This window comes from Rahnella sp. PAMC25617, assembly GCF_050606005.1.
In the GTDB taxonomy this organism is placed as follows: domain Bacteria; phylum Pseudomonadota; class Gammaproteobacteria; order Enterobacterales; family Enterobacteriaceae; genus Rahnella; species Rahnella variigena.
Map to the genome: position 1 here is coordinate 1 of NZ_JBOCUM010000258.1, position 223 is coordinate 223.

General features: G+C 56.5%; 1 protein-coding gene. It reads right to left on the reverse strand.

The annotated features are described in order from the left end of the window. Positions 1-213: DUF6263 family protein (locus ACM615_RS24300; protein ID WP_431012694.1), on the reverse strand; the 213-nt coding region annotated here is incomplete at its 3' end. Between the last annotated feature and the right edge of the window lie 10 nt (positions 214-223).

Consider the following 223-nt stretch of genomic DNA (forward strand, 5'->3'; position numbering starts at 1 on the left):
CCCGTCGAGCTTGCTGCTGACGCCAATGTGGGCCACACCGTCGCTGATGCTGTTGAGCTTATAGGTGCTGGTGGCACTCATGGTCATGGGGCCCATTGTCACGGAAGTTACCTTAGTCCAGGTGTCGCCGGGTTGCACGGCGTGGTTGGGATAGATGTTAAACGACTGCTCCATCATGCTCTTGATAGCCTTATCGTTAAGCGTCTGGCTCAGTTGGGTGCGC